The following is a 24,394-nucleotide window of genomic DNA, read 5'->3' as shown; positions in this document are numbered from 1 at the left end:
CCAAATTTTGTCACAGGCAGACATACTGGGCTGGGGAGCCGGAATGATGCATAGAGAAAGTGGAGTGGCGTTTACGATGCCTGGTGGGGAGACATGCGGCAAAGCCAAGGGCAGGCCCGTGGATTTCGACCATCTCGCCCGCCAAACAATGGGCGACCGTGATTTGGAACGCGAGGTGCTCGCACTCTTTGTCCAGCAGTCGCTCGGCCTTTGCGAACAGATTGCTCTAGCGGATGCCAGACAGCGGAAATCATTGGCACACGGGTTGAAGGGTGCGGCGCGCGGTGTCGGAGCTTTCGCAGTTGCAGATTGCGCCGATGCGATAGAGCTGCATCCCGACAACAAGGGCAATTTGAAGCGCCTGACCAATCTGGTGGAGGATGTGCGCGCTTTCGTTGCCGCTATAAACCGCTGAATCCGAAGTTTCGATTTCAGCAATCGTTGCAATTTCCGAAAATCGTCAACGAACGCCGTTTTCGCGAGAGAGTTGACTTGTCTGCCTGATTGATTATCTCGGCGTAGACTTCTTCAGGTGACATAATGACAAAATTGACTTTCATTGCCCATGACGGCACCCAATTTCCCGTTGAAGCCGAAAACGGCTCGACTGTCATGGAAAATGCCATTCGTAATGCAGTTCCCGGCATTGAGGCGGAGTGCGGGGGCGCCTGTGCCTGTGCCACATGCCATGTCTATGTTGACGAGGCATGGAAAGACACGGTTGGTGAGCCGGTGGCGATGGAAGAGGATATGCTCGACTTCGCCTACGACGTGCAGCCGAACTCTCGCTTGTCCTGCCAGATCAAGGTTCGGGATGAGTTTGACGGCCTCGTCGTGAGGGTACCCGCCCGCCAAGGCTGACATCACAGGCCCATAAACATTCAACGACTGTCGCTTGGCTTACGAGGCCACGTGATGCAGTGTTGCCCAGTTTCTGAACAGGGGCGACTTTTATGGGCGGTGTTACAAAAACGGATGTTCTCATCGTAGGGGCAGGGCCAGTCGGCCTGTTCGCGGTTTTCGAACTCGGGTTGCTTGATCTGAAATGCCACATGGTTGACATTTTGGACCGAGCCGGTGGCCAGTGCGCCGAACTTTATCCGGAAAAGCCAATCTACGACATTCCTGGATGGCCCTCTATTTCGGCGCAAGGGCTTGTCGACAAGTTGATGGAACAGATTGCCCCGTTCGATCCGCAGTTCTCCTTCAATCGAATGGTTTCAGGCCTGGAAAGACTGGAGGACGGCAGTTTTCGCACCACGACTGACGAAAACGAAATTATCGAGTCCAAGGTGGTAGTGATTGCTGCCGGTGGTGGCTCTTTCCAGCCTAAACGTCCGCCCATTCCCGGCATTGAAGCCTATGAAGGCAAGAGCGTTTTCTATTCCGTGCGGCGCATGGAAGAGTTTCGCGGCCATGATCTGCTTATCGTCGGCGGCGGTGATTCTGCGCTGGATTGGACGCTCAACCTTCAGCCTGTCGCAAAAAGCGTAACATTGGTACATCGTCGGCCTGAGTTTCGTGCGGCTCCCGACAGCGTCAACAAGATGTATGCCCTTCAGGAAATGAAACACCTCGAATTCCAGGTTGGGCAGATCACCGCGCTGACTGGTGCTGACGGCCAACTTGCCTCAGCCACAATCAAGGGACCGGAGGGCAATGTCGACGTGCCTTGCACGCGCATGCTGCCGTTTTTTGGGCTGACGATGAAGTTGGGGCCGATCTCGCAATGGGGCCTCAATCTCAATGAAAATCTCATTCCAGTCGATACGGAGAAATTCCAGACCTCGGTGCCGGGGATTTTCGCCATCGGCGACATCAACACCTATCCCGGCAAGTTGAAGCTTATTTTGTCCGGATTTCACGAGGCGGCGCTGATGGCGCAGGCGGCCAAGCGTATCGTTAATCCCGGCGAACGCATCGTGTTTCAATATACGACATCTTCGACCAGCCTTCAAAAGAAGCTCGGCGTGGGAGGCTGATGTATTATTCCACGGTGACGGGCGCGGCCTCGGCGGCATAACCGCGAAGCGGCTTCTCAGGCATGAATGACAAAATGACGAGCGCCACGATCAACATGGCGGCTGCAACGAAAAACATGACCGAAAACGGCTGTGCAGATACGGCATGGGCGCTGGTCTGCTGGCCTTCACCCGCAAGTGGGAGCCCGAAGCTCATCGCAACCGCACCAAGCAGCGCAACGCCCAGAGCTCCACCCAGTGAGCGCAGGAACGTCAAAACGCCGGTGGCAACGCCGAGATGCGCGCGATCCACCGCATTTTGAACCGATACCGTCGAAACGGGGAATATCGTCCCGGTTCCAAAGCCAATGCAGGCAGTGAGGATCTCGATTTCCAGCAATGAGGCGCTCCCGGCGACAAAACCCAGGACAACAAGGCAAATCGCGGCGAACGTAACGCCTATCAGGGCGATTCTCTTATAGTGGACAAAGCGTGGAATCAGCCGACCACTCGTCGTTGCGCCGGCAACCGTGCCTAGAAGCAGGCCAAGCATGCCCATGCCGGCATCACTTGCCGAAAGGCCAAGATCGGATTGCAGGAAAACCGGAAGATATACAGCCAATCCGACGCTGGCACCTTGCAACACGAACATCGAGAATGTGCCGAAAAGGACGATCGGATTGCCAAGAACTTCCAGCGAGACCAGCGGTTCTGACGCGCGATAAATCCGGAGCCCAAATGCACTCCAGAACAGGAGCGAACAGGCCAAAAGGCTCATGATTTCGGCTGAAATCCACGGATATCGGTTTCCGCCCCAGTTCATGGCAAGCAGCAATATCCCGGTAGCCGCTACCAGAAGCATTGCGCCCCAGCCATCGATGCGGTGATGTTTTGCCGCAATCGGCAGCTTTTTGAGAGGATTGTTGATGATTGTCATGGCCAGAAGACCGAGCGGCAGGTTGATCCAGAATATGAGCGACCAGTGAAGATGCTCGGAAAGGGTCCCACCAAGAAGTGGTCCAGCAACGCTGGCCACGGCCCAGGTTCCTGATATCCAAGCCGCATAACGCGCGCGTTCAAGCGGGGGAACGAGATCGCCGATGACGGTTTGAGTGAGGGCAAACAGGCCACCGCCACCCAATCCCTGTACCGCACGCCCCGCGACCAGAACCAGCATATTGGGTGCCAGCGCACTGATTACCGATCCGGCCAAAAAAATCAGCAGCGCCGCATAGATCGTCGGGCGGCGTCCATAAACATCTGAAATCTTTCCGTAAAGAGGAGCCACCGCTGTTGCCGTCAAAAGATAAGCGGTTACGATCCAAGGCAGATATTCGGCATGACCAAGCGCACCGGCAATGGTGGGTAGTGCGGGTGCGACGATGGTTTGGTCCAGTGCCGCAAGAAGCATCGACAAAAGAACACCGGCAATTATGACGTTCTTTTCTTTTTCGGTCAGCGGCGGCGCTTCAAAGCTTTGTGCGACATTCGCATTTGTTTGCTTGTCCATAGATCCACTCGCTTGCGCATACCATTCCCGGAACAGAAATCTGCTCGCTCACCCGCCTGTCGCATGACTGCACAAAGGCAGGAACATAAGTTCCGGATTAGGCTGTGGACCTCGCCACTATGGCGGGCTTCGGACCCTGAATGACAGGATCGCCGGACTACCAACCGGCTCGCGTTTCTTTCAAACAGCGGCGCGGGAGATAGCAGACGCGCACGCGCCTGTCGAGGGATAGCGTGGCCATATCGATATTGTGAAAGGGCGTTGGCCTTGTGAGGGGGCGAGGCGCTATCCCGGCAAACGCCCATTTTCTATGCGTTCGATGCGGTAGCGCAGCAACCTCAGAATGCGGCTTTCAAAATTGATGGCCTCGACGCGGTCGAAGCGCGCCTGCGCCTTGTCATGGTTGGCAAGAACGGAGGCACTGATTTTCTTCGCCTTTGCGGCAGCAATCTTGCACGTATCCTGGCGTCCCGAAGCCATGAGCGCGCGTTCAAGGTCTCGCCCATGCGCCTTGGCAATCTCGACGTGGCGTTCCTCATGGCGCTTGATATCTGCCGACAATGTGTCCCAGAAAATCCGCACATCGGCGTCCGCTTTGCTGCGCTTGCGCCATCGAGGCAGGATGATTTTGACTTTCACCGTCACTTTGGCCGACGCAATCCGACAGTGATCGGCATCCTGAGCGTAACCGATACGCGTGGTGAAGGCGATGCGTGTGGCACCGGGATGGCGCAGGCCCGTTGTGTTCACATGTGGACCACGTTTTGACAGTTGGTCTTGAATACCCTCAAACGTCGTGCCGCCAATGGTGAAGTAGCTATACGACTTTACCAGCTTCGCCGCATCGGCGGGAAGGGGAGCAAGAATAAGGACGAGAACAGCGAACAGAAGTCTTTTCATCATATTGCCTCGCCTTTCACCTTGCTTTACGGCCCTTATCGGCGCAACGAAAATCGGCTTGGCCTAATATTCGGTTGATCGGCAATGATGAAGAAGCGATGGCATTTGGCACATGGGCGCCATCTCGATCTTGGTCCCAAGGCCATTGTGATGGGTATCTTGAATGTCACGCCGAACAGTTTCTCCGACGGTGGCCTGTTTGACACGACACAAAAGGCAATCGCTCAGGCTAGGCGCATGGTGGAAGAAGGCGCAACGATTATCGACGTCGGCGGCGAGTCGACCGGTCCGCGCGCCGAACCAATCACAGCCGCTGAAGAGCAGGCGAGGGTGCTTCCTGTCATTGAGGCTCTGGCAAGCCATGGCAATGCTCTGCTTTCAATCGATACCTATCGCGAGGAAACGGCACGGCTGGCTGTTGCCGCTGGCGCGCATATAGTCAACGACGTGTGGGGATTGCAGCGCGATGCCGGTATTGCAAAGATTGCCGCGCAAACGAGGGCGGGTCTCGTCATCATGCATACGGGGCGCGATCGTCAAAAATTGCCTGACGTGATCGAAGATCAGTTCACATTCCTCGAAAAATCGCTGGAAATTGCAAGACACGCTGGCGTTCGAGACGATCACATCGTCCTCGACCCCGGTTTTGGCTTTGCCAAGGAGACCGCTGAGGCGAACCTCGATGTCATGGCTCGGTTTGAAGAACTGCACGCGCTGGGCTTCCCGTTCATGGTCGGTACGTCGCGAAAGCGTTTCATTGGCACGGTCACGGGTAAAGAGGCCGCGGAGCGCGGGCCGGGTACCGCCGCGACCAGCGTCATATTGCGAATGAAGGGCGCGCATGTTTTTCGCGTCCATGATGTCGCAATCAACATGGATGCATTGGCTGTGGTCGATGCTATGTTGTTGCGAACTGAGAAGCCGGGCATTGAATAATGTATGTTATCCGCATGAAGAATTGTGCTTTCTTTGCCCGCCACGGCGTGCTGGACGAAGAAGAAGCGCTTGGCCAACGGTTTTATGTGGATGCGGCACTTTCCGTTGATCCCAGCGAGGCACTGGAAAACGATTCCATCGAAACCACGGTCGACTATGGTGTCGCTTTTGAAGTGATCGAAAAGATCATCACCGGCGCTCGTCGCTTCCTGATTGAAGCTTTGGCCCTGGAAGTCGCCAAAGCCCTGTCCGCCCGCTTCCCGCAAATCAAGCAAGCCGAGATCACCGTTCGCAAGCCGAACGCACCCGTGCGCGGGGTGCTCGATCATGTAGAGGTGACAGTTGTCTGGCCCCAATAACGCCGTCTACGTCAGTTTGGGTGGCAATCTGGGCGATCCCGCCAGATCCATGGGCTCTGCGCTGCGGATTCTGAGCGCCGATCCGCAGATTGACGTCGTGGCTGTCTCGTCACTCTACCGCACGCCACCATGGGGTAAGCTCGATCAACCGGATTTCCTGAATGCCGCCGCACAGTTATCCACAGGGCTTTCACCTCGCGAAATTCTCGATCGTTGCCTGGAAGCGGAGCGCAAGCTCAAGCGCGTGCGTGAGGAGCGCTGGGGACCACGCTTGATCGACATCGACATATTGGTGTTCGGAGATCGTATCATTCACGAAACAGGGCTGGAGGTGCCGCATCCTCGCATGCTTGAACGGGCATTCGTCCTCGCGCCCTTGGCTGAGATCGCTCCCGATCTGTCGGTGGATGAAAAGCGCATTGCCGAACGCCTTGAGGCTGTCGATGCTGCAGGTATCGAGCGTCAGCCTTCGGGTCGGGGCTGGTGGCTGGAGTAGAGCAATTCCAGGAAAAGTGTGTAGCGGTTTTCCGTCCGGGATTGCGTAAAAACAAATACTAAGTTCGCTCCCGCATTTCTGAATTTACAGAGGAATAGTTAGCCTGAAAAGCCGCCTTCATCGAGGAATGCCTGTTCCTGCGGCGTTGTTTGACGGCCCATCACCTGATTTCGATGCGGGAAATGACCGAACCGTTCGATAATGTCGCGATGAAGGGTTGCGTAATCCAGATATGACGGAGCCTTGGCCTCGTGCAGTTCCACAGAAAGACGCTGATCGACGATGTCTTCTGAGTGTTCGAAGGGCAGGTAGAAGAAAACGCGGATTTGAGTATCGACGGCTTCGTCGTGTCCCGCGTCAATGGCGGCTTTGGCAAAGTGCCGCGCCAGCGGGTCGGTTGCAAACATATGGGCGGTTGCGCGAAAGCAATTGCGTGGGAACTGGTCCAGCAGGATCATCAGCGCCAGCGCACCTTCTGCATCTGCAATCCAGTCGTCGAGTTCGCGCCGTGCCGCTGCGTAGTGCAAGTCTAGGAACCGCAGCTTGAAATCAACGTCGAAGGCGGAATCCTTGCGAAACCATGCCTCAGGTCCGGCATCACGCCAGAATTGAGTGAGCAAAAGGGCGCGTTCGTCTGATTTTTCCAACATAGCCTCGATATTGTTCAATCTGCCTGAGCGTGTTTGCTTAGCACATCCGCTGTCTCTTCGTTAAGCGGCTGGCCAGGGCGGCGCGGTTGGGCGAAGGGCGCTGGCACCGGACTGGCGATATTGCCTTTCAGGAAATTGCGTCCGTCGCGTATGTCGCCGGTGATCTGCATATCCAGTCGGGCCGCATCGCGCCGGCGCACGTCCTCGATTACTTCGCCGACAGTTTCCTGATCGACGCCAAGAGCTTCAAGCGTGGAACTGCCAAAGGCCAAAGCCGATTCGAAGGTTTCACGAACCTGATAGTCGACCCCGGTTTGGATAAGTTGCAGCGCGGTGCCTCGATCATAGGCGCGCGCCATCACGGTCACGAGCGGAAACTCCGCTTTGACCAGTTCGGCGATACGCACGGCAACATCTGCCTTGTCGACACAAATCAGAACGGCACGCGCGCGTCCCGCACCCGCAGCACGCAAAATATCCAGCCGCGCACCATCACCATAATAGACCTTGAAGCCGAAATCCGCCGCAACCTGGATCATCTCGACATCATTATCGATGATCGACACATCGACGCCGCGCAACAAAAGTGGCTGGCTGGCAATTTGTCCGAAGCGGCCAAAGCCGATGACGAGGACGCTGCCGGAAAGACCGGAGGCGACATCGACACCGTCGAGCGACTGTTCGTCCTGCGAGGTGAACATGCGCAAGACTATGATTGCCAGTGGCGTCAGCACCATGGAAATGATGATGATGGCTGTTAGCGTCGCGTTCGCCTGACTGTCGATGATGCCGACAGCGGCAGCAGAGGAATAGAGCACAAAAGCGAACTCGCCGCCTTGCGCCATCAGCACCGCGCGTTCGACCGCCTCGCGATGACCGGCCTTGAGGAAACGCGCAACACCATAGATGGCAAGTCCCTTCACCACCATGTAAGCGACGACGTAAACGCCGATCAACTGCCAGTTCTGGACCACGACATGAAGGTCAAGCGACATGCCGACGGCCAGAAAGAACAAGCCCAACAGCACACCACGAAAAGGTTCGATGTCGGCTTCAAGCTGGTGGCGGAAGGTCGATTCAGACAGAAGCACACCAGCCAGAAATGCGCCCATTGCCATGGACAGACCGGCCAGTTCCATGATCAGCGCCGACCCCAGGACGACGAGCAGGGCGGCTGCCGTCATCACCTCGCGCGCCTGCGCTGCGGCAAGCATGCGAAAGAACGGATTAAGCAGATAACGCCCGGCTACGACCAGTGCCGCAATTGCGGCAAGGCCGATGCCAATATTGGTCGCTCGTTCCAAAAACGTGGTCTCAGCACCTCCCGGTGCCAGAAATGCAACGAGCGCCAGAAGCGGCACAATGGCAAGGTCCTCCAAAAGCAGGATCGAGACGATGCGTTGACCCTTGGGCGTGGCCATATCGCCGCGCTCTTCGAGGCTTTGCATGACAATCGCCGTGGAGGTCAGGACAAAGCCTGCGCCCGCGACAAAGGATTGCGCCAGGGGAAAGCCACCGATCCACCCGAGGCTGGCCAGCAATACCGAGCATATGCCGACTTGCAGCGCGCCCAAGCCGAAGATTTCACGGCGCAGCCCCCACAATCGCGACGGCTGCATTTCCAAACCGATAATGAACAGGAACATGACGACGCCAAGTTCGGCGATATGAAGAATGGCTTCGGATTCAGAAAATATGGCCAGACCGAACGGACCGATCACGATTCCGGCGGCGAGGTAGCCAAGTATCGAACCCAATCCCATCCGTTTGAAGATCGGCACTGCGATGACGCCTGCCGCAAGAAGCGCGACAACCTGAACAAGATCACTGCTGGATGCCTCTACAGCCATTGATAAATCCAACCCCCGGCAAATTGTTCGCGATACAATTCAATGCCGTGAGGATAGGCATTTGATGCGGTGTCGAACAGTGCCAATCCGGCATGAATTTCAGGGAGGTGTCTGAGGCCCGGAATATTTCGCGGGGATCAGTTTGGCGCGATGGAGCCGACTTCAACAGCATCGACACGCTTCAAATTCATGCCGATAACAGGAATGGCCTGCTCTTCAACACGAACCGAAATCGTTACAATCATCGAATTGTTACCCTTCATGCTCGCCTGCATGACGCCACGCAACTGCTTGCGATGGATCGCGAAGACGACCTTGTTCGGATTGACTACCTTGCCGGAAATGATGTCGAGCCCGGAACCGGACGCGCCGCCCATGAAACTTCCCTTGTAGCCGTCGCTGCCCTTGCGTTCGACCTTTGCCGACATTTTCTGGCTGAAGACGCCGACACGGCATGACCCATCGAACGTCATTCCGATATTCTCTTCGGGCGTCGTACCGGTGAAACTGCAGGTAAATTTGGTGCCCTTGTACTTTCCCGCGACGATTTCGCCGGGACCGACCCATTCGCCCTGCACGGAATGGAAGAACTGCTGGTCGCGTTCGCCACCCAATGCATGCCCGGACAGACCGGTAAATGCCACGGCGGCGCACGCCACTGGCAGCACATAAGAGACCATTACGCTTTTCATCAACGACACCCGGCTGCAACTGCACTGTGGAGAACAGAACTCAACCATGAACAAGATTGGTTAATGCTTAGTCACCGCCGCGCAATTGCGTCGAAACTGTCATTGGAACTGCGTCTGGAGCTCACGGCTCAGGTTCCTTCGCTTTTTTGCCAGCAAATGATGTGAGTGCGGACAGAAAATCGCTCATTCCGGGGCGTTTGACGGCATTGAAAGGGAAGGGACGGGCCGTTTCCATTGCCGCAACGCCAATGCGTGCGGTCATCATGCCGTTGACGACCCCTTCGCCAAGTTTGGCTGAAAGGCGCGCGGCAAGGCCATGGCCAACGATTTGCTGGACGACGCTGTCGCCAGCCGCAATTGAACCTGTAATTGCCAGATGAGCAAGAACACTTCTCGCTAACCGGAAAAACCCCAGCGTTCCGGGCCTCCCGCCATAGAGTTCCGACAGGCGCCGTATCAATCGCCCGGCCTCAAACACGACATAGGCAATATCGACCAAGGCGCGCGGGCTTACCGCCGTCACCAGAGATACCCGCTTTGCTGCATCGAGGATCAGCACTTTGGCGCGCGCGTCGAGTGGCCCGAGGATCTCAGTTTCGGCCAACCGCACCAGATTGCCACCGTCGATGATATCACCGCGAAGTTCGGTGAGTGATCGTCTGCCAGCCGCAGTGTCGGGCTTTGAGGCCACGAAATCGGATAATTCATCAACGACGTGGCGCGCGGCCTTGGCATCGTCGCGCGCAACAGCATCGAACGCGCGCTGTTGCAGTTTTTCCACCTTGGCAAGCCGGCTGATGGCCAGAAATTCACGGGCAAGTACAATGACGAGAGCCAGCGCCGCTACCGCTGCCATGCCCGCAGCAAGCCACCCCAGCCAAGGCGCGCGCACGAAAAGATCGCGGATCAGTTGGTCGAGCCACAGGCCGGCAGCCAGCGATAAAAGGACACCGATCGCACTGAAAAGGATTTTCCCAAGGAACGATCGCTTTCTCCGGGCGGTTGCCGGAAGCGGCTCGGCGCTCATCAAATCTGCTTCATCGAAGACGTCTATCGCCGCCGGAGTGACGATGACAGCACCGTCTTTGAGCGCGCGCGGCTTTCGCGGTTGCGCTTTGATTGTTGTCGCATGCCGGTCCTCGCGCTGTGCGGTTTGCAGCTTGGCATCAGGTTCAATCCGGAATGCCGAGGGTTTGCGGGGGCCGCTCATGCGAGATAGTCTCCGATCAGGAACTGCAAGGCACGGTCGAGCCGGATATGGGGCAATGAGAGCTTGATGCCTTCGGCGGTGCATTCAAGTTTCGGGGGCCGGAAGCGTACAAATCGAATTTCTGGGTCGCTCTTATCGCGCTGCTGCTCATTTGCGCGCAGATCGAAGACTGCATCGACATTCTCGGGCAAGTCGCCGGGAAATATGGCCGTTTCGGTCTCTCCATCAAATGTGTCGCCGCCGATTTTTTCGCCTGCAAGGGGAGTTCCCATTATCACCGGTAACGTTTCACGGCCTTGTTTCACGGTTCCTTCGCGGGTTGCGCGCACGGCTGCCATGGCGACAACATCGACCGCGGCACCAGTGAAATTCGCATTGGCAATGGCCCGGTCGGAAAGGCGACGCACAATTGCCTGCAACCGATCGTGGCTTTCATGGTGCAGGTGATCCGCCTTGGTGGCGGCGATGAGAATGCGGTCAATTCGCCGCGAAAGCAAATCAGTGAGAAGATTGCCGCGTCCGGGCCGAAAGCAGGCGAGAATCTCGGTTATGGCCCGTTCGAGATCCATCATCGCGTCAGGCCCTGCATTCAATGCCTGCATGGCATCTACCAGCACGATCTGGCGATCGAGCCGAGTGATGTGTTCCCGAAAAAACGGCCTGATGACGTGAGTTTTGTAGGCTTCGTAGCGGCGCTCCATCATTGCGTGAAGCGAACCAGGACGAGGGCGTTTGGTATCGAGTTGCGGCAAAGGGGCAAAGGTCAGCGCCGGTGAACCCTCGAGGTCGCCCGGCATCAGAAAACGTCCGGGCGGTAGCGTCGAAAGGGCCCGTTCATCCAGCTTGCACGCCTTGAGATAGGCTGCAAAATTCTCAGCCAGCCGCCGTGCCACTGTTTCATCGGCATCAGCGTCGGGGTCAATTTCTGCCGAAAGCGCACGCCATTGCTTTGAAAGATCTGCCCGCACCGGCAAGGCTGCCATCTCGGACGCCTCTTGCGAGAAGTCAGCAAAGGATTTGCCCAATAGGGGCAGATCAAGCAGCCATTCGCCGGGATAATCGACGATATCGAGAGACAACTTTCCCCCGGAAAACAAACGACTCCAGCCGGAAGCTGACTCAAATTCTATGGTGAGCCGCAATTCCGAAATGGCGCGTGTGGAATCGGGCCAGACACGCTCATTGATCAATGCCCCGACATGGTCTTCATATTGGAAGCGGGGAACGGCGTCGTCCGGCTGCTCTTCAAGATAAGCCCGCGCGATTCGCCCTGTTTTCTGCGCGTCGAACAGCGGAAGCCGCCCGCCATGAATGAGATTATGAACGAGTGAGGAGATGAATACCGTTTTGCCGGCACGCGAAAGCCCGGTTACGCCAAGCCGCAGAGATGGCGAGAAAAGACCGCTGGCCCGCCCGGATAACGTATCCAGCGCAATACGCGCTTCGTCGGTAAAGGTGGTCAGCGATGATGCCAATCTGGTCCTCTTCGGCCTCGTGTCATCCGATATAGGTGTGTCATCCCGCTTTTGGAATGGCTGGCGCCGGTTTATAGGTCTGCCGGCGTCAGGAAGGTTTCGAGATAGCCAGCGCCCGGCGCAGCATCGGCAAGGCTGCCATCGAAACGTATGACAGCCAGGCCAGAAGCTGGAAAACCACAAGTCAGGGTTGTCTGAGCCATGTTGTCCCCATCGCCGGAAACAGCCATTGCAAGGTCTTCCATCATCGGATTGTGTCCAATGACCAAAATAGACCCCTTCACCCCGTTTTCGCGGATGATGGTGAGATAGCCGGACGCATCTTCGGTATAGAGCGTATCGAAAAACAAAACCCGTCCTGTATCGAGCTTGGAGGCTATACCCTCCAATGTTTCGCGCGCGCGTTTTGCGTTGGAACACAGGGTCAGGTCCGGCACGAAATCTCGGTTGTGCATCGCAACCCCGGTTGCCGCAGCGTCTTCGACGCCTGAAGCGTCGAGCGGCCGGTCGAAATCGCGAACACCGGGCAACGCCCATCCGGCCTTTGCGTGTCTGAGAAGATATAGCTTGGCCACTGGCGCTCCTGCGTTGTGTGATACCACAGGCTTAGCCACAGGTATGATTTTGCGCAACGAAATCCACGAATGTTAATCCTAAAAGCCATGTCCGAGGAACAGTTGAATAGCCAAAAGCATGTCGCGCGTCCGACATCAAATGCCACTAACGATTGTGTGAATGCATCACCAATTGCACTTGTGCCTTTGCGCTTCGGTGAATATATAAACGCCAAATTTGGGGTTGTCGGGTGAGTCGAATGAACGAAACCGTTACTGCCGATTACGTTCCCTCAGAACAAGAGCCGTTCATGAATGACCGGCAGAAGTCATACTTCCGTGACAAGCTTGTCACCTGGAAAAGCGACATCTTGCGCGAGGCGCGTGAAACTTTGGAAATTCTCCAGCAGGAAAACGCAAACCATCCTGATCTTGCTGACCGTGCATCTTCGGAAACGGACCGCTCGATCGAGCTTCGCGCCCGTGACCGTCAGCGCAAGCTCATTTCCAAGATTGACTCGGCTCTTCAACGTATTGACGAGGGCACGTATGGCTATTGCGAAGAGACAGGAGAGCGGATCGCTCTGAAACGTCTTGACGCACGCCCTATCGCCACCTTGTCGATCGAAGCGCAAGAGCGCCATGAGAAGCGTGAGAAAATCTATCGCGACGACTGAGTTTTGAGGCAATTGCAGGCGCAAGCTGAATTGGCTGGCAATCATCACCTTTGTTGAGGGTATTGCGCCTATCTTTTAAGGCTCGAAAGTTCCCCAAGCAGTTTCGCCATCTCGTCGTCCGGCGACGGTGGGGGAGCTTTTGGCAGGTTATTGCCCGTCGTGGCTTCATCCAGTGACAATGTGAGTTCGTCCATCAAGGCAGCATCGTCACCGTCAAACTGGCTGGACGGCGCATGTTTTGCCTGTGCAGAGCTATTGAGGGCAGCTTGGTTGTTGCCTGCGGAATGGGTTGCAGATGCTTGCTGTCCTTGTTCTTGATGGCGCGGTGCAGCAACCGGGCTGTGCGGCGGCGCGACAATGGCTTGCGTCCGAGACGTAACCGGTGCCGTGTTCGAAACTGGCGTTGACCGGGGCGCAGAAGGTCTGGATGTGCTGGAAGCCGGTTGCATCTGCTTGGCCTCATTGGTCAGGTTGGACCGGCGTGACGCCGCCAGCCTGATGTCCCGCTCGACAACAACATCGGTTGGTCCGCCAATCAACAGGAGATGTTCGACGTCATCGCGGCGGATAAGTACGAGGCGCCGATGGCTGTCCACCGCGGTCGCATCCATGACTGCAAGGCGCGTCTTGCGATTCCTGCCTCCTGCCACGAATGTTCCAAACGTCAGGCTGCGGATCATTTTGATAACGATCAGGACGATTACCAGAAGAATAAGGGCGCCGGCGGTCCATAAGATTGCCGCGCCATACCCCGGCCCCGTGACGCTATCCAGCCAATCCAACATCGAATCTCTCAAAAAGGCGAAAAAGTAACGCGACTCTAGACCTGTGCATCGGCCTGTCGCAAGCTGCCATTCACGCTTCGTAACCTACATGAAACGTCGGTTACAACGTTGCATCTGTGATTCCATGTCATTTTTCGCGAACAATTCCTATCGGGGACTTTTCCCGACCCTGAGAATGTGATTCAACCGGTCCGGATTGGTGTCGGGGCACCAGATTCGCAAAGTAGGGGGCAGATGGCCAAGGAAACGCGCGGCGATTTCTATCCGGTGCCGATTGTTGACCAAAGCACACGACCCGGCACGGTCACACGGCTAATCGTCTTTATCCTCGTTTTGATCGGGGCGGCGATTATATTCGGCCTGTTCCGCAATCATTTGGGCGATCCATTTCTGCTCGGCATGCTTGGCGTCCTGGCGATGATTGGCGTTGGCTTCCTGTTCGCGACCGCGATCGGCTTCGTCCAGATTGCCCCACGATCAAATAATGACGAACTTTCGAAAGCGTTCATCGATTCGATGGGGCAGGGATTGCTGGTCACCGATACCAAAGCCCGCATCATCTATGCCAACCGCGCCTATGCAGAGATGACAGGCGCAAGCTCTGCCGCCGACATTAAAACGGTGGAAGGTTTGCTTTCGGACGTGCCGGAAGCATCGGCAATCGTCATTCGATTGGCATCTGCCTTGCGCGACGGCCAGCGCGGAGATGGTGAATTTCGCCTTGGCCAATCCATTCGACCGGGTGCCGATTCGGGTGCCAAGTGGTATCGAACAAGCGCGCGGACATTCAGCATTCCGGGGCAGCGCCAACCGCTGCTGGCATGGCAATTGGCGGATATTTCCAAGGAGCGGGCCGAACAGGAGCGGTTTTTCCTTGATTTGCAGCAGGCCATTGATCACCTCGACCATGCTCCGGCAGGCTTTTTCTCAGCCGATCAGGAGGGGCATGTCACCTATATCAACGCAACACTGGCGGAATGGCTGGGCATTGATCTTGCCAGTTTCACGCCGGGCGCGGTTGCCTTGTCAGACATCGTTGCCGGCGATGGAATGGCGCTGGTGCAGTCGGTTCGCGCAGACCCCGGAACGACGCGCAACGCGGTCATTGATCTCGATTTGACGACAATGTCGGGTGAGGCGCTTCCGGTGCGCTTCATGCATCGTGTATCGGCCAGCCGTGAAGGCAATAATGGCCCCACCCGAACCATCGTGCTCAATCGAACGCAAGGCGAAGATGCCTCCGCCGATCTTCGCGCGTCGGAAATCCGCTTCACCCGCTTCTTCAATTCGACACCGATGGCGATTGCCGGTGTCGACAAGAGCGGGCGCATTTTGCGCACCAACGCGCCTTTCCTGTCGCTCTTTTCATCGGTGGTTGATCGCGATGCGCTTGATCGGCGTGTTCGCCTCGACACCGTGATCCACGAGCGTGACACGCAGACTTTCGCGGCTGCCCTTGAAAGGGCGTGCCAGCGCCAGGCTGACATTGACCCGATCGATACCGTATTGCCGGGCAACGAAGATCGCCACATCCGTTTTTACGTCAATGCGGTGGCCGATGGCACCGGCGATGATGGGGCCGAGGAGGCGGCCATCGTCTATGCCGTTGACACGACCGAGCAGAAGGCGCTCGAAGGCCAGATGGCCCAGAGCCAGAAAATGCAGGCCGTTGGGCAATTGGCGGGCGGCATTGCCCATGATTTCAACAACGTGCTGACCGCCATCATCATGGCGTCGGACTTGTTGCTGACAAATCACCGCCCGTCTGACCCGTCATTCCCTGACATCATGAATATCAAGCAGAACGCCAATCGGGCAGCATCTCTGGTACGCCAGTTGCTCGCATTCTCGCGCAAGCAGACGCTTCGCCCCGAAGTGTTGACCCTGACAGACGTTTTGGCCGATCTTCGGATGTTGCTTGCCCGCCTTGTCGGCAATGAGATCAAACTCAAGATCGATCATGGACGCGATTTGTGGGCAGTAAAGGTGGATATTGGTCAGTTCGAGCAGGTGGTGGTGAACCTCGCCGTCAATGCGCGTGACGCCATGCCCGAGGGCGGCGAGCTTACCGTGCACACCCGTAACGTAAGCGCCGATGAAGCCGGGACCTATTCTTATCGGGAACTGACGCCGGGTGATTACGTATTGGCGGAAATTGTCGATACGGGTAGCGGTATTGCCCCCGATGTCCTGAAAAAGATTTTCGAGCCATTCTTCACGACCAAGGAAGTGGGCAAGGGAACCGGCCTCGGTCTGTCCATGGTCTATGGCATAATCAAGCAGACGGGTGGCTTTATCTTCTGCGAATCTGAAGTCGGAAAAGGCACGACATTTCGTATCTTCCTGCCGCGTTATGTTGCTGAGGTTAGGACGCAGGTCGAATCCGCAGCCGGTTCGGACGCCGTTGCTGCTCCAGCCAAGCCAGCCGAAGCGGCAAAAGACCTTTCCGGTTCTGCGACGGTGCTGCTGGTTGAGGATGAGGATGCGGTCTCGCATGGGTGGCGTCAGAGCCCTGAAATCGCGTGGCTATACAGTGCATGAGGCTTCCTCGGGCGTCGAGGCGATTGAAGTATTCGAGGCACTGGGAGGCAAGGTCGATATCGTTGTTTCCGATGTGGTCATGCCGGAGATGGATGGTCCGACGCTGCTTGGCGAACTGCGTGAGCGCCAGGCCGATATCAAGTTCATCTTTGTCTCGGGCTATGCTGAAGATGCCTTTGCCAAGAACCTTCCAGCCGATGCACAGTTCGGATTTTTGCCGAAACCGTTTTCATTGAAGCAATTGGCGACCGTTGTGAAAGAAGTTTTGGAAGAGTAATCCGAACACCCCGCAACTGGTTTGACTGATCCCACTCGTATTAGCTTGCCGATTGTTTAATCAGTGCTTCGTGCAGGTTATGGCCGTAAAAGCTCCACCCGGTTGGCGCATGATGATGTCGAACGAGGCATCATTTCCACCGTTGAGAGTGGCCTGTGTCAGGGAAATGCTGTTGCCGCCGGAAGTGAACCCGCCCAATGGTCCGAGCCATGCGATCTCGCCATTGGGGTTCATCTGGTAGTTGTACCCCTGCTCTTCAGATGCCGGAAGAGAGGGTTCCGTATAGACGTTTCCTTTGATTGTGATGGTGCCAAGGCTGATGAACTGGCCAAGCAGATAGGCCTCGCAGCCATAGGAGCCGTCTGGCAATTTACCATCGATAGCCGACGCGGAAGTGACGCTGGTCGTTGTGATGAGGGCGAGACTTGCCGCAAGCAGGATGTGCCCCATGTTCAGCCGCGATGGTTGGCGCTTGGTTCGGCCTTGTTTCCATGTGGCGGACACGGCAGCTACTTTCTCCACATATGGCGCGGTGCAATCATGGCGTGCTGCAAGTTGCATGCTATTGTACCCTTGGTCACGGCGAGTCGGCCGCTTTGCGAGTCAGTCTGAGTTGGGACAGGTCAATATGCGGGCGTCATTGGTGTCCTGCAAGTTCCGCGCAAGCGAATGTTCCTAGCATCTGTCCAGCAGTTTCAGTGTTGTTCATCGCGTTTGGGCAATCTGGCAGGGGATCGTCGATGGAACGTTTTGTGGAAGATTATCAGAAGCGCCGGTTAACGGATCGCTTCGATATCTTGACCGCCATCAATATTTTGAAATCTCAAGGTTACGACGACGATGATCTGATCAAGGAGATCATTCGCGTCTTTTATGTCGATCTCGATACCTTTAACGAGGTCGTTGAGGCAGCATAAGGCCAATCGGATCGATTGCAGAAAACAGAGCCGTTTTATCGTGCAAAACATCGTGAAAACAGTTAGCTAGAATAGCTTTCTGATTCAGACAGAGAGCTATTCCCGCAGATGTTTCGTCGGCATGGCGCTAAATATTTCGGGAACCATGTTGCGGTTTCACTTGGCGGATATATCACAACGGAATGTTGTCGTGCTTCTTCCAGGGATTTTGCATATCCTTGTTACGCAGCATTCTCAGCGCGCGCGCAACGCGGCGGCGCGTAGAATGAGGCATGATCACCTCGTCGATATAGCCACGTTCGGCGGCAACGAAAGGTGAGAGAAAGCGGTCTTCATAGGCGGCCGTGTGAGCGGCAATCTTTTCCTTGTCGCCAATGTCCTTGCGATAAATGATCTCCACCGCGCCCTTCGCACCCATAACGGCGATCTGGGCAGTCGGCCAAGCATAATTCATGTCGCCCCGCAAGTGCTTGGAGGCCATGACGTCATACGCACCACCATAGGCTTTGCGTGTGATGACTGTGATTTTCGGCACGGTTGCCTCCGCATAGGCAAACAGAAGCTTCGCGCCGTGCTTGATCAGCCCGCCATATTCCTGCGCCGTTCCCGGCAGGAAGCCCGGCACATCGACAAATGTGACCAGCGGGATATTGAAGCAATCGCAGAAACGCACAAACCGCGCGGCCTTGCGCGAGGCATCCGAATCCAGAACCCCGGCTAGAACCATCGGTTGATTGGCAATGAAACCGATCGTGCTGCCCTCGATACGGCCAAGGCCAGTGACGATATTTTTGGCGAAATCGGCCTGAATTTCGAAGAAATCGCCCTCATCGCAGGTTTTCAGGATCAATTCCTTGATGTCATAGGGCTTGTTGGCGTTGTCGGGTATCAGCCGGTCCAGCGAGAAATCGTCATCTGTGACGGATTGGTAGCATTCGATCTCGGGAATTTCGGCTGTATTCGAAGCGGGCAAAAGGTCGACCAGACGACGCATCTGTAAAAGGGCTTCTATGTCGTTGTCATATGCGCCGTCGGCAATTGAAGATTTCGTTGTATGGATCGAGGCGCCGCCAAGTTGCTCGGATGTCACCGTTTCATTGGTTACGGTTTTTACCACGTCGGGGCCCGTCACGAACATATATGAGGTGTCACGCACCATGAAGATGAAGTCGGTCATGGCCGGTGAGTAGACGTCACCTCCGGCGCAGGGGCCCATAATCACGGATATCTGCGGGATAACGCCTGAAGCGAGAACATTGCGCTGGAAAATTTCAGCGTACCCGCCGAGCGCGGCCACGCCTTCCTGAATGCGCGCGCCGCCAGCATCGTACAGACCGATAATTGGCGCGCGGTTTCTGAGCGCCATTTCCTGAACCTTGACCACTTTTTCGGCATGCGCTTCCGAAAGCGATCCTCCGAACACCGTGAAATCCTTGGCAAATACATAGACAGGGCGACCATTTACAGTCCCCCAGCCGGTAACGACGCCATCACCCGAGACCTTGGAATTTTCCATACCGAAATCGGTTGAACGGTGTTCGACATACATGTCGAACTCTTCGAATGAACCTTCGTCGAGGAAAGCGTCAATTCGCTCGCGCGCGGTAAGTTTGCCCTTCTTGTGCTGAGCCTCGATACGCACGGGGCCACCACCGGCGCGCGCATTGGCACGGCGGCGTTCGAGTTCCTTCAGCACATCTTTCATGCGGCAATCCCCCTGTATCGAGTTTCGAAAACTTGGTATCCGTGCCGGACATCAAGTGCAAGCATGGCTTTGGTCGAGCATCCGGCGTTTCCCGGTTGAATTGTTGCACTGCAACATGACGCCTCTTGCTTTTGGTGATGAACTCCTCCATATGCAGCACATAGGCGCTTGAGCCGGGCAATTCGGCTTTCTCCAAGAATTGAGACAGGTTGCGTCTGTTTTCCCGCTTTCCGATGTTGGAAAGGTGGTGAAAAAGCCCTGCAGGATAAAGCCTGCGGGCACGACAGCGCAGCCGCGCGAACAAAAATGTTCGCCGCCTTGTCGTTCCATGACAATTTTTTGACGACAGGTTGCGCCCTGTCGCGAAACCGTTTGCGGCCATGACGCCGCATGAAAGAAGATAATTTTGACGAATGAAAACACTGCGGAGCTTTCCGGCTTCGCCAAATTGGGAATTTCCGGGCAACTTCTGAAGGCGACACTTGGTGCCGGCTTTGCCGAACCAAAACCGATTCAGGAGCAGGCGATCCCGGCGCAGCTTGAAGGCCGCGATATTCTGGGCATTGCCCAGACGGGCTCGGGCAAGACTGCGGCCTTTGCGCTGCCTATCCTGTCCAAGATCATTGCTCTTGGTACAAAGCGCAGGCCAAAGACGGCCAGAGCGCTGATTCTTGCTCCAACGCGCGAACTTGCCGTTCAGATCGAAGACACCATCAAGATATTGGCCAAGGGCGCGCATGTTTCGACCGCGCTGGTGCTGGGTGGTGTCTCGCGTTTCAGCCAGGTCAAGAAAATTGCTCCCGGCATTGATGTGTTGGTTGCGACACCCGGACGTCTGACCGATCTGGTGCGCGAGGGCGATCTCGTGCTTTCCGATACCAAATGGCTGGTACTCGATGAGGGCGACCGCATGCTCGACATGGGTTTCATCAATGATGTGAAGCGCATTGCACGCGCAACTGCACCGGACCGCCAGACCGCGCTGTTCTCAGCTACCATGCCTGATGAAATCGCAAATCTGGCGAAAGGGCTTCTGAAAAACCCTGTTCGGGTTGAAGTCTCCCCGCAAAGCACTGCCGCGGTTGAAATCGTGCAAGGCGTCGTGCTTGCACGTACCAAGCAGAAACGCAAAGTTCTGTCGACCATGCTTGCCGACGAGGCGATGAGTTCGGTCATCATCTTTGCGCGCACCAAGCATGGTGCCGACCGCGTGGTGCGCGATCTGGAGCGCGACGGCTTCAAAGCTGCGGTTATTCACGGCAACAAGTCGCAAAACGCCCGCCAGAAAGCACTTGGTGAATTCCGCGCCGGTTCGGTGCGTATTCTTGTGGCAACCGATATTGCGGCGCGCGGTATCGACGTTCCCGGCATCAGCCATGTGGTGAATTTCGATCTTCCCGACGAAGCTGAAAGCTATGTCCACCGTATTGGCCGCACGGGTCGCAATGGGCTGGACGGTATTGCCATCACGTTGGTCGATCCATCCGAAAACAGCAAGCTGCGCCAGGTGGAACGCATTATTCGTGGCAAATTGGCAGTGATCGCCGATCATCTGGGCGATCCAGACCCGCAACGCGATCCCAAAGAGAAAAACGACCGTGCCCACGCCCCGGCCAACGATCGCAATGGGCGGCGCGATGGCAGGCGGCCCGGAGGCGAAAAGCCAAGCGGTGGCTTTGGTAAAAAACGCTTCGGCGGCAAGCCGGGTGGTGATCGGTCATTTGCCGGTCAGCCGGGCGGTGAACACAAACCGGCAGGCGCAAAGCCGTTCAAGGGCAACAACAAGCGTCGTTTTGGCGGAAAGCGCCCAGCAACAAGAGCTGCCTGATCTGTCACGTCAAGATTCAGCATAAGGGGCGCTCGCTAACCGCGAGCGCCCTTGTTATTTGCGTATTGTATTTGGTTGAAATTCCACTTTGCGTGCCAAACAACCATTGACCCGAACCATTTAAGAACAAAGACTTGTAGTGTTTTCCAGACTCAAAACATCCGAAGCATTTTCAATGCGGCGGCGCTTTGCGCCCAAAGCTCAGGGAGCGCGTTTTCCAGCCTGTCAATCTGGCAATCATCCAGTGGCAAACAGGTTGCGGCATCATGGCAAGAAATTTCAGGCCCCATACCAACCTTCGTGGAAAGGCAATTTCAAAGCCGCCCGAACGGAGCCCGCGCATGATCTTTCGCGCGGCAGTTGAAGACGATATCGTCGCCGGCAGGCGAATGCCTTTCTCCTGAAGCAACGGTGTATCGACAAAGCCGGGATTTGCCACCTGGATGCGAATATTGATCTTGTCGAAATCGAATTTCAGGGCTTGCGCCATGACATTGATGGCAGCCTTGGTTGCCCCGTAGGCTGAGGTGGTTGGCCAGCCGAAGTAGGCGCTGATGGAGCCGACAAACATGACATGGCCGCGTCCACGTGTCTGCATGCGTCTGACCACAGGCACAAGTCCGTGAACAATACCGAAGACGTTGACATCGAATGAGCGGCGGAATTTTCGCACGGAAAGATTTTCGCCGGCTATCGGCGTGAAGCTGCCTGCGTTGAAAATAGCCAGCGTGATCGGGCCAATATTGTCTTCAATGGTGGCTACAGTGGCAGCCATCTGCTTTTCGTCAGTCACATCACAGGGGTAGGGAATGATATCCCCGGCAAGGCGTGCCGCTTCCGCGACGAGCATGTCGATCGGGTCGCCTTCTCGTGCCGTAACGGCAACGCGGTACCCCGCTGCGGCAAGTTCCTTGGCCAGCTCCCGGCCAATGCCCGAACTGCCACCTGTAAGCCAAGCGACGCCGTCTGCGGGGTTGGCCCTATAAAGTGTCATCTGAAATCAGGATATGTCCGTGGGCGATCTGGAGTTCGAAAGAATACGTTGCCGATGGTCTATCGGGATGAAAATTCAAAGAAAAGGGCGTAATTGGAAGAACTGTGGAAATATCGTGTTCTGAACCGAGTCTTTTTGAGCGATTTGCGGTAGGCAATGCTCGAATGCGGCTGGTCCAGGCAATTTCTTACCTTGAAACACGGCCCGCGCATTTCTAGGGTTTCGTGACACCCATATTCGTAAAGGACTCCCCATGCACGGCTCGGTCATCGACGCTATCGGCAACACTCCCTTGATCAAGTTGAGGCGTGCCTCACAAGAAACTGGTTGTGAAATTCTAGGCAAAGCGGAGTTCATGAACCCGGGCCAGTCGGTCAAGGATCGAGCCGGGCTGTTCATAATTCGCGATGCTGAAAAGCGCGGCCTTTTGAAACCGGGTGGTGTGATTGTCGAGGGTACGGCAGGCAATACCGGGATAGGACTGACACTGGTCGCCAAGGCGCTTGGCTATCGAACCGTGATCGTCATCCCTGAAACCCAGAGTCAGGAGAAAAAGGACACGATAAGGCTGCTTGGGGCCGAATTGATCGAAGTGCCAGCAGTACCTTACCGAAATCCCAACAATTATGTGAAGCTGTCGGGACGGCTGGCCGCGCAATTGGCGAAGTCGGAACCGAATGGAGCCGTTTGGGCCAACCAGTTCGATAATGTCGCCAACCGCGATGGCCATGTGCGCACAACTGCCCGCGAGATTTGGGACCAGACGAACGGCAAGGTTGATGGTTTTGTCTCGGCTGTCGGTTCGGGCGGCACGCTGGCGGGCGTTGCAGAGGGGTTGAAGGCTAACAGCAAAGACGTGAAAATCGCGCTGGCCGACCCATTGGGGGCAGCACTCTACAGCTTCTATACGGATGGCGAATTGAAGTCGGAAGGCAGTTCCATCACGGAAGGGATCGGACAGGGGCGCATAACCGCCAATCTCGAAGGTTTTGCGCCCGATTTTTCCTTCCAGGTGCCTGATGGCGAGGCATTGCCCATCGTCTTTGACCTCATTCAGGAAGAGGGATTGTGCGTTGGCGGCTCGACCGGCATCAATATTGCCGGCGCCATTCGTCTGGCTCGTGAACTTGGCCCCGGCCACACCATCGTAACAATTCTTTGCGACTACGGTAATCGCTATCAGTCAAAACTGTTCAATCCTGAATTTCTGCGCGGCAAGAATTTGCCGGTCCCCGGCTGGATGGAAGGCAAAAGCGATATCCCTGTGCCGTTTGAGGAAATTCCTGCATGAGCAATTTGACACAGACGCTTTTTCGCGATGACGCCTACCAGAAGGAAGCGGATGCGAGCATCGTTGCTCTAAATGATCGAGGCGGCATTGTTCTGGATCGAACGGTTTTCTACGCCACCTCCGGCGGGCAGCCGGGCGATACTGGTCAGTTCGAACGGTCGGACGGTACCCGCATAGCCATTGCCGCAACCGTGACGGGCGAGACCAAGGACGATATTGTCCATGTGCCTGCACCCGACCAGCCGCTACCTGCGGTCGGTGAAGCGGTCAGGTTGACGATTGACTGGGAGCGGCGCTACCGCCTCATGCGTATGCACACAGCCTGCCACCTGCTGACGGTCATCTGTCCGTTTCCGATCACCGGGGCATCGGTTTCCGAGGAAGATCTCGCGCGTCGATTTCGATATGCCCGATGCTGGATTGACCAAGGAGGATGTGACCGAACAACTGATGGCTCTGGTGCGAGCCGACCATCCCGTTTTTCTGCGGCTGATAGATGAAGATGAGCTTGCCGCGAATCCGAGCTTGGTAAAATCGAAAAATGTACGCCCACCAACCGGCACCGGTAAGATAAGATTGGTTTGCATTGGCGATGATGGGGTTGTCGACAGCCAGCCTTGCGGTGGCACACATGTCAAAAGCACCGGCGAAATTGGCGATATACACATTGGAAAAATTGAAAAAAGGGGCGCGAGAACAGGCGCTTTCGCCTCCGCTTCGGCCCATCGCCTGTTGCTTGATCGCGGATAGAAAAATATGGGGCGCATGGAGCGCGTTTTAGAGTTA

The 24,394-nt window shown here is 56.1% G+C and carries 22 protein-coding genes and 2 pseudogenes; 12 read left to right on the top strand and 12 right to left on the bottom strand.

Annotated elements, in window-relative coordinates; all coding sequences use genetic code 11:
• Window positions 1-43: 43 nt before the first annotated feature.
• The 3 genes from AC0L7S_RS00605 to AC0L7S_RS00595 all read left to right on the top strand — a co-directional run bounded on the left by AC0L7S_RS00605 (window position 44) and on the right by AC0L7S_RS00595 (window position 1,982).
• Window positions 44-415, top strand: a complete 372-nt coding sequence (locus AC0L7S_RS00605; RefSeq protein ID WP_473472623.1) for an Hpt domain-containing protein — start codon at window positions 44-46, stop codon at window positions 413-415.
• 125 nt (window positions 416-540) lie between these two features.
• A complete protein-coding gene (locus AC0L7S_RS00600; RefSeq protein ID WP_473472622.1) occupies window positions 541-861 on the top strand; it encodes a 2Fe-2S iron-sulfur cluster-binding protein in 321 nt (106 codons plus the stop codon).
• Between the two features lie 92 nt (window positions 862-953).
• On the top strand, window positions 954-1,982 hold the full coding sequence (locus tag AC0L7S_RS00595) for an NAD(P)/FAD-dependent oxidoreductase (protein ID WP_473472621.1): 1,029 nt from the start codon (window positions 954-956) through the stop codon (window positions 1,980-1,982).
• Window positions 1,983-1,986: 4 nt separating this feature from the next.
• Here AC0L7S_RS00595 and AC0L7S_RS00590 read toward each other — a convergent pair whose 3' ends face one another.
• Together AC0L7S_RS00590 and AC0L7S_RS00585 are read right to left on the bottom strand one after the other, a co-directional pair.
• Window positions 1,987-3,471 carry an MDR family MFS transporter gene (locus AC0L7S_RS00590; protein WP_473472620.1) on the bottom strand — a complete coding sequence of 495 codons (1,485 nt, stop codon included), beginning with the start codon at window positions 3,469-3,471 and terminating at the stop codon, window positions 1,987-1,989.
• 285 nt (window positions 3,472-3,756) lie between these two features.
• Window positions 3,757-4,374, bottom strand: a complete 618-nt coding sequence (locus AC0L7S_RS00585; RefSeq protein WP_473472619.1) for a DUF922 domain-containing Zn-dependent protease — start codon at window positions 4,372-4,374, stop codon at window positions 3,757-3,759.
• 81 nt (window positions 4,375-4,455) lie between these two features.
• On the opposite strand from AC0L7S_RS00585, the gene folP reads away from it, so the two are divergent.
• From folP to folK, 3 genes are read left to right on the top strand one after another with little or no spacing between them, the layout of a single operon-like run.
• The gene (gene folP, locus AC0L7S_RS00580) at window positions 4,456-5,307 is read left to right on the top strand and encodes a dihydropteroate synthase (protein ID WP_473472618.1); all 852 of its coding nucleotides are present in this window, start codon (window positions 4,456-4,458) and stop codon (window positions 5,305-5,307) included.
• A complete protein-coding gene (gene folB, locus AC0L7S_RS00575; RefSeq protein ID WP_473472617.1) occupies window positions 5,307-5,666 on the top strand; it encodes a dihydroneopterin aldolase in 360 nt (119 codons plus the stop codon). The genes folP and folB overlap by 1 nt, the downstream gene beginning before the upstream one ends.
• Window positions 5,650-6,162 (top strand): 2-amino-4-hydroxy-6-hydroxymethyldihydropteridine diphosphokinase, encoded by a 513-nt coding sequence (gene folK, locus AC0L7S_RS00570; protein WP_473472616.1) that lies wholly within the window; start codon window positions 5,650-5,652, stop codon window positions 6,160-6,162. The genes folB and folK overlap by 17 nt, the downstream gene beginning before the upstream one ends.
• Before the next feature lie 98 nt (window positions 6,163-6,260).
• On the opposite strand, the gene AC0L7S_RS00565 is transcribed toward folK, so the two are convergent.
• The 6 genes from AC0L7S_RS00565 to AC0L7S_RS00540 form a co-directional block, all read right to left on the bottom strand.
• Window positions 6,261-6,812 (bottom strand): DUF924 family protein, encoded by a 552-nt coding sequence (locus tag AC0L7S_RS00565; protein WP_473472615.1) that lies wholly within the window; start codon window positions 6,810-6,812, stop codon window positions 6,261-6,263.
• A 14-nt stretch (window positions 6,813-6,826) separates the two neighbouring features.
• Complete coding sequence (locus tag AC0L7S_RS00560; RefSeq protein WP_473472614.1) at window positions 6,827-8,662, bottom strand: monovalent cation:proton antiporter-2 (CPA2) family protein; 1,836 nt, start codon at window positions 8,660-8,662, stop codon at window positions 6,827-6,829.
• Between the two features lie 137 nt (window positions 8,663-8,799).
• Window positions 8,800-9,354 (bottom strand): hypothetical protein, encoded by a 555-nt coding sequence (locus AC0L7S_RS00555; protein WP_473472613.1) that lies wholly within the window; start codon window positions 9,352-9,354, stop codon window positions 8,800-8,802.
• Between the two features lie 121 nt (window positions 9,355-9,475).
• Entirely contained in the window at window positions 9,476-10,564 is a 1,089-nt protein-coding gene (locus AC0L7S_RS00550; protein WP_473472612.1) for a YcjF family protein, read from the bottom strand.
• Entirely contained in the window at window positions 10,561-12,039 is a 1,479-nt protein-coding gene (locus tag AC0L7S_RS00545) for a YcjX family GTP-binding protein (RefSeq protein ID WP_473472611.1), read from the bottom strand. The genes AC0L7S_RS00550 and AC0L7S_RS00545 overlap by 4 nt, the downstream gene beginning before the upstream one ends.
• Window positions 12,040-12,110: 71 nt before the next feature.
• Window positions 12,111-12,614 carry a SixA phosphatase family protein gene (locus AC0L7S_RS00540; protein ID WP_473472610.1) on the bottom strand — a complete coding sequence of 168 codons (504 nt, stop codon included), beginning with the start codon at window positions 12,612-12,614 and terminating at the stop codon, window positions 12,111-12,113.
• Window positions 12,615-12,853: 239 nt separating this feature from the next.
• Between AC0L7S_RS00540 and dksA the strand changes: the two genes are divergently transcribed.
• Window positions 12,854-13,270 carry an RNA polymerase-binding protein DksA gene (gene dksA, locus AC0L7S_RS00535; RefSeq protein WP_473472609.1) on the top strand — a complete coding sequence of 139 codons (417 nt, stop codon included), beginning with the start codon at window positions 12,854-12,856 and terminating at the stop codon, window positions 13,268-13,270.
• 68 nt (window positions 13,271-13,338) lie between these two features.
• On the opposite strand, the gene AC0L7S_RS00530 is transcribed toward dksA, so the two are convergent.
• Window positions 13,339-14,055: a hypothetical protein gene (locus AC0L7S_RS00530; RefSeq protein WP_473472608.1), complete on the bottom strand. Its 717-nt coding sequence runs from the start codon at window positions 14,053-14,055 to the stop codon at window positions 13,339-13,341.
• Between the two features lie 234 nt (window positions 14,056-14,289).
• Here AC0L7S_RS00530 and cckA point away from each other — a divergent pair.
• A pseudogene (gene cckA / locus AC0L7S_RS00525) lies at window positions 14,290-16,873 on the top strand (cell cycle histidine kinase CckA).
• Window positions 16,874-16,933: 60 nt separating this feature from the next.
• Here the strand turns inward: cckA and AC0L7S_RS00520 are convergent.
• Entirely contained in the window at window positions 16,934-17,434 is a 501-nt protein-coding gene (locus tag AC0L7S_RS00520; protein ID WP_473472607.1) for a hypothetical protein, read from the bottom strand.
• Between the two features lie 179 nt (window positions 17,435-17,613).
• Here AC0L7S_RS00520 and AC0L7S_RS00515 point away from each other — a divergent pair, with 179 nt between their 5' ends.
• A complete protein-coding gene (locus tag AC0L7S_RS00515; protein WP_473472606.1) occupies window positions 17,614-17,790 on the top strand; it encodes a hypothetical protein in 177 nt (58 codons plus the stop codon).
• A gap of 172 nt (window positions 17,791-17,962) precedes the next feature.
• On the opposite strand, the gene AC0L7S_RS00510 is transcribed toward AC0L7S_RS00515, so the two are convergent.
• A complete protein-coding gene (locus AC0L7S_RS00510; RefSeq protein WP_473472605.1) occupies window positions 17,963-19,495 on the bottom strand; it encodes an acyl-CoA carboxylase subunit beta in 1,533 nt (510 codons plus the stop codon).
• Window positions 19,496-19,901: 406 nt separating this feature from the next.
• Here AC0L7S_RS00510 and AC0L7S_RS00505 point away from each other — a divergent pair, with 406 nt between their 5' ends.
• On the top strand, window positions 19,902-21,323 hold the full coding sequence (locus AC0L7S_RS00505) for a DEAD/DEAH box helicase (RefSeq protein ID WP_473472604.1): 1,422 nt from the start codon (window positions 19,902-19,904) through the stop codon (window positions 21,321-21,323).
• 172 nt (window positions 21,324-21,495) lie between these two features.
• On the opposite strand, the gene AC0L7S_RS00500 is transcribed toward AC0L7S_RS00505, so the two are convergent.
• Window positions 21,496-22,317 (bottom strand): SDR family NAD(P)-dependent oxidoreductase, encoded by an 822-nt coding sequence (locus AC0L7S_RS00500; protein WP_473472603.1) that lies wholly within the window; start codon window positions 22,315-22,317, stop codon window positions 21,496-21,498.
• Window positions 22,318-22,570: 253 nt separating this feature from the next.
• Between AC0L7S_RS00500 and AC0L7S_RS00495 the strand changes: the two genes are divergently transcribed.
• Entirely contained in the window at window positions 22,571-23,608 is a 1,038-nt protein-coding gene (locus AC0L7S_RS00495; RefSeq protein ID WP_473472602.1) for a cysteine synthase A, read from the top strand.
• A pseudogene (locus tag AC0L7S_RS00490) lies at window positions 23,605-24,348 on the top strand (alanyl-tRNA editing protein). Before AC0L7S_RS00495 ends, AC0L7S_RS00490 begins: the two are co-directional and overlap by 4 nt.
• Window positions 24,349-24,394 lie beyond the last annotated feature (46 nt).

It is taken from the genome of Mesorhizobium sp. G2-6-1 (assembly GCF_055809095.1).
Note: the sequence above shows the minus strand (reverse complement) of the source record. Positions and strands in the feature narration are given on the sequence as shown.